This is a genomic window from Stenotrophomonas sp. NPDC077659 (assembly GCF_050268705.1).
In the GTDB taxonomy this organism is placed as follows: Bacteria; Pseudomonadota; Gammaproteobacteria; order Xanthomonadales; family Xanthomonadaceae; genus Stenotrophomonas.
The window spans coordinates 1-4,126 of record NZ_JBNNHG010000217.1; the positions used below are offsets into that span (position 1 = coordinate 1).

Annotated in this window: 4 protein-coding genes, 1 other RNA gene and 2 pseudogenes; 2 read left to right on the forward strand and 5 right to left on the reverse strand. The window is 67.6% G+C overall.

Annotated features, from left to right (window positions below):
- The 5 genes and pseudogenes from ACQKDV_RS18520 to ACQKDV_RS18540 form a co-directional block, all read right to left on the reverse strand.
- Positions 1–398, reverse strand: a pseudogene (locus ACQKDV_RS18520) (aminoacyl--tRNA ligase-related protein); the annotation flags it as partial.
- Positions 377–961 (reverse strand): annotated as a pseudogene (locus ACQKDV_RS18525) (5-formyltetrahydrofolate cyclo-ligase); the annotation flags it as partial. The pseudogenes ACQKDV_RS18520 and ACQKDV_RS18525, both read right to left, overlap by 22 nt.
- A gap of 83 nt (positions 962–1,044) precedes the next feature.
- Positions 1,045–1,231, reverse strand: a non-coding RNA gene (ssrS, locus tag ACQKDV_RS18530) — 6S RNA.
- Positions 1,232–1,374: 143 nt separating this feature from the next.
- A complete protein-coding gene (locus tag ACQKDV_RS18535) occupies positions 1,375–1,671 on the reverse strand; it encodes a cell division protein ZapA (RefSeq protein ID WP_427785721.1) in 297 nt (98 codons plus the stop codon).
- Positions 1,668–1,889 carry a TIGR02449 family protein gene (locus tag ACQKDV_RS18540; RefSeq protein WP_324810406.1) on the reverse strand — a complete coding sequence of 74 codons (222 nt, stop codon included), beginning with the start codon at positions 1,887–1,889 and terminating at the stop codon, positions 1,668–1,670. The genes ACQKDV_RS18535 and ACQKDV_RS18540 overlap by 4 nt, the downstream gene beginning before the upstream one ends.
- Positions 1,890–2,041: 152 nt before the next feature.
- On the opposite strand from ACQKDV_RS18540, the gene ACQKDV_RS18545 reads away from it, so the two are divergent.
- Positions 2,042–2,590 carry a UPF0149 family protein gene (locus ACQKDV_RS18545; protein ID WP_427785722.1) on the forward strand — a complete coding sequence of 183 codons (549 nt, stop codon included), beginning with the start codon at positions 2,042–2,044 and terminating at the stop codon, positions 2,588–2,590.
- Positions 2,591–2,595: 5 nt separating this feature from the next.
- Positions 2,596–3,918, forward strand: a complete 1,323-nt coding sequence (locus ACQKDV_RS18550; protein WP_427785723.1) for an aminopeptidase P N-terminal domain-containing protein — start codon at positions 2,596–2,598, stop codon at positions 3,916–3,918.
- Positions 3,919–4,126: the final 208 nt, after the last annotated feature.

Genomic DNA, 4,126 nt, shown 5'->3' on the forward strand with positions numbered 1-4,126 from the left:
ATGGTGCCCAGCTGCCAGGTACGGCCGATGGCGTCCTTCAGGTGGTACTCGATCTTCGGGCCGTAGAAGGCCCCCTCGCCCGGCAGCTCCTGCCATTCCACGCCACAGGCGGTCAGCGCCGAGCGCAGCGCGCCTTCGGCCTTGTCCCAGGTAGCGTCGTCACCCAGGCGCGATTCGGGGCGCAGGGCGATCTTGATCTGGATCTCATCGAAACCGAAGTGCTGGTAGACCGCCAGCGCCTGCTGGTGGAACGCGGTCACTTCCGATTCGATCTGGTTCTCGGTGCAGAACACATGGCCATCATCCTGGGTGAAACCACGCACGCGCAGGATGCCGTGCAGCGCACCGGACGGCTCGTTGCGGTGGCAGGAACCGAATTCACCGTAGCGGAGGGGAACAGGGTGCCGTCTTCGGTGCAGATCGCATCCACCGGCACGTCCCACGACGCCACCGGCAAGGACTCGACCTGCTGCACCGCGAATGCCGCACCGACCAGCCAGGGCGGTGCCGGCCGGTCGTGGCGGAAGGCGAAGCTGCGATCATACCAGCCGCCCCCCATGCCCAGCCGCCGGCACTGGCTGTCGAAGCCCACCAGCGGAGTCACCACCAGCGCCATCTGCGCCGGTTCCAGGGTGTCTTCCAGGGCCACGTCCGGTTCGGGAATGCCGTAGCGGTTGCTGGTCAGCGGCTGGCCGGGGCGCCACGGCGCGAAGCGCAGCCCCTCGCCGGCCAGCACCGGCAGGCAGTAGGTCAGGCCTTCGGGCAGCTGCAGCTGCCAGCGGTGCAGGGCGATTTCGCCATCCAGCGCCCAGTAGCCGGCCACGGGCCCGGTACGCGGGGCGAACGGCAGGGTGAGCAGGGCATCGGCCAGCGCGTCGGCGGCGGCGATACGCGCGGGCGCGGAGAGCGCGCGGCGGCGTTGCCGCAGGTCGTGGCGCAGGGCCTGGCGCGGGTCGGTCATGGCAGCGAGTGGCGGGGAACAGCCGTCATTGTGCCGGAAAGAACAAGGGCGACGCCCGAAGACGCCGCCCTTGCTGGAATATTGCATTCTCCGCAGTGTCGATGCATGCGAAACGACCTTGAACCCGGGGGGCTCAAGTGGGAACGCTGGAGCACCATCGGGCTTCCCGCTACAAGGCGGACCTGCACTCCCGGCGCTGTCGCGCTCCCGGTGTCGTTCTTAAGGGACAAGGCGAATGTTTGCACATGCCGTCGAGTACCGCAGAGAACGCGTGGTCATTATAGCCAGCGCGCACGATCTGGATAGGCCGTTCGTCGGCAACAGTACGTGCCAATTCAGAAAAGGGGACGGAGGGGATTAAGACGTTTCCAGCACGCAAGGGGCGAATGCGCCTTGATCCCCTCCGTCCCCTTTTACGGGGTGTCGTCGATCGCGCGGTCCAGGCGGCGGTTCAGATCGGCCAGGGTCTGCTGCAGGGCCACCGCCTGGCGGGCGTTCTCGTCACGCAGCAGCTGCAGTTCGTGGGCGAGGTTGAGCGCGGCCAGTACGGCGACGCGATCAACGGCGGCCATGCGGTTGCTGCCGCGGATCTCGCGCATGCGCGCATCCAGCAGGCGCGCGGCGGCCATCAGGCTGTCGCGCTCATCGCCACCCACGCCCACCGTGTATTCACGGTCGAGGATGCGGACACTGACCGGTTCGGCGCTCATGTGTGCTGCTCCAGGGATTTGAGCCGGCTGATCATTGCTTCCACCCGCGAGCGGGCCTGCTCGTTCTTGGCCAGCAGCGTCGAGCGCTCGCTCACCAGCTGTTCCTGCTGATGGCGCAGGCTGCGGTTCTCCTCGGCCAGGCGCTGGTTGCGTTCAAGCAACGCTTCCACGCGGGCGGCGAAGGCCTGCAGCTGGGCAAGGGGGTCGGCGGGTTCCATGCCGCACGATAGGCAAGCCGGGTGAGGCCGGTCAAGCCTTGCCGCAGCAGGGCCGGGCTGCCACGAGGAGAGACCGGTAGGGTTGCTACACTACCGGGCTCGCGGGCGCGCGCGTGTGCGCTCCATGTTTCCTATTCCGAACGAGCCGCACGATGACCGAACTTCCCTCCGTCGACGACGTTACCCGCGCCAGCCAGGAACTGGGCCTGGGTGCCACCGCTGCCGAGCTGCATGGCGGCCTTTGCGGTTGGCTGGCTGCCGGCGGCGCCCCCGGCAACGATTGGCCGGCCCGTGTGCTGGCCGATGACAGCCTGGCCCCGGTCGCGGCCGGCAGTGCGCTGGCGCAGCTGCTGGAAGCCACCATCAAGCAGCTGGAAGACCGCGACTTCGCCTTCGAGCTGCTGCTGACCGACAGCGACGATGTCGCCGCGCAGGCCGATGCGATGTTCGCCTGGACGCGCAGCTTCCTCGGTGGCTTCGGCCTGGGCAGCGGCGGCCGTCGCCCGACCCTGTCCGAAGAGGGCGAGGAAGCGCTGACCGACATGGCCAGCCTGGCGCGTGCGTCCAGCGAGGATTTCGAGGCCGGTGGCGAGGATGATGACGAGGCCCTGTCCGAGATCGAGGAGTTCATCCGCGTGGCGGTACTGCTGCTGCACGGCGATGTGGTCCTGGCCGCGCGCCACCGCCAGCGCCTGAACTGATGGACATCAAGCAGCGCACCGGCATCGCGGCCGGCGAGTACAAGCGTCGCCGCCGCCAGTTGATGGACATGGCCGGCGAAGACGCGATTTTGGTGCTGCCGGCCGCATCGGAGAAGGTGCGCAGCCTGGATACGCATTACCCGTACCGGCAGGATTCGGACTTCCAGTACCTCAGCGGTTTCCCGGAACCGGACGCGGTGCTGGTGCTGATTCCCGGCCGCCGGCACGGCGAGGCCATCCTGTTCTGCCGCGAACGCGATGCCGAACGCGAGGCATGGGATGGCAGCCGCGCCGGGCAGGAAGGGGCAGTGGCGCTGTACGGCATGGACGATGCCTACCCGATCGACGATCTGGATGACATCCTGCCGGGGCTGCTGGAAGGGCGCTCGCGCGTCTACTACCACTTCGGCCGAGATGCGGACTTCGACCTGAAGCTGATCGGCTGGGTCAATCGCGTGCGTTCGCAGGTACGCCACGGTGCGCAGCCGCCGCATGAGTTCCTGGAACTGGGGCACCTGCTGCACGAGCAGCGCCTGTTCAAATCCGGTGCGGAAGTGGCGCTGATGCACCACGCTGCGCAGATCAGCGTGCGCGCGCACTTGGCGGCGATGCGGGCGGCGAAGGCGGGCATCCATGAATATGAGCTGCAGGCCGAGCTGGAGCGCGTGTTCCGTGCCAGCGATGCGGTCCCGGCCTACAGCAGCATCGTCGGTGCCGGTCGCAACGGCTGCATCCTGCATTACCGCGACAACAACGCGCGTTCGCGCGATGGCGAGCTGGTGCTGATCGATGCCGGTGCCGAGTACCGCGGCTATGCCAGCGACATCACCCGCACCTTCCCGGTGAACGGCCGTTTCAGTGCCGAGCAGCGTGCGCTGCACGATCTGGTCGGCCAGGCGCAGGCGGCAGCGCTGGCCCAGGCCAAGCCGGGCGTGCCGTACGAGGCCGGTCACCTGGCCGCGGTGCAGACCCTGACCGAAGGCCTGCTGCGGCTGGGCCTGCTGAAGGGCACGCTGGAAAAGAATCTGGCCGAGGGGCTGTACCAGCGCTTCTACCGGCACAAGACCGGTCACTGGATTGGCCTGGACGTACACGACGTGGGCGACTATCGATTGGCAGGCGATTCACGTCTGCTGGAGCCGGGTATGGTCTTCACCATCGAGCCGGGCCTGTATGTCGGCGCTGATGACACGACGGTGGAGCCGCGCTGGCGCGGCATCGGCATCCGTACCGAAGATGACGTGCTGATCACCGGTGATGGCCATCGCGTGTTGACCGAAGGGCTGGCGCGCAGCGCCGACGAGATTGAAGCGGTGATGGCGGGGTAAGGGGTGTTCTGCAGGGCTTGCAGCCCTGCACCCGCAGAGGCAACAGCTGGAGCAGAGCAACAACGGGTTATCCGTGGGATGGCGGGGCACTGTGGGTTTGCGGGGACGCCGCAAGTACGTCCGTGTAGCAACTGTGTTGTTGGAGGGGTTCAAGCCGCTCCGGTAGACGGGCACGGTAGTGCCGGCCGCTGGCCGGCAGCCTGTGGAC

Bases quoted from the DNA above. Each gene is read 5' to 3' on its own strand.
- ACQKDV_RS18535 (WP_427785721.1), bottom strand. From the start codon at position 1,671: ATGAGCGCCGAACCGGTCAGTGTCCGCATCCTCGACCGTGAATACACG.
- ACQKDV_RS18540 (WP_324810406.1), bottom strand. From the start codon at position 1,889: ATGGAACCCGCCGACCCCCTTGCCCAGCTGCAGGCCTTCGCCGCCCGC.
- ACQKDV_RS18545 (WP_427785722.1), top strand. From the start codon at position 2,042: ATGACCGAACTTCCCTCCGTCGACGACGTTACCCGCGCCAGCCAGGAA.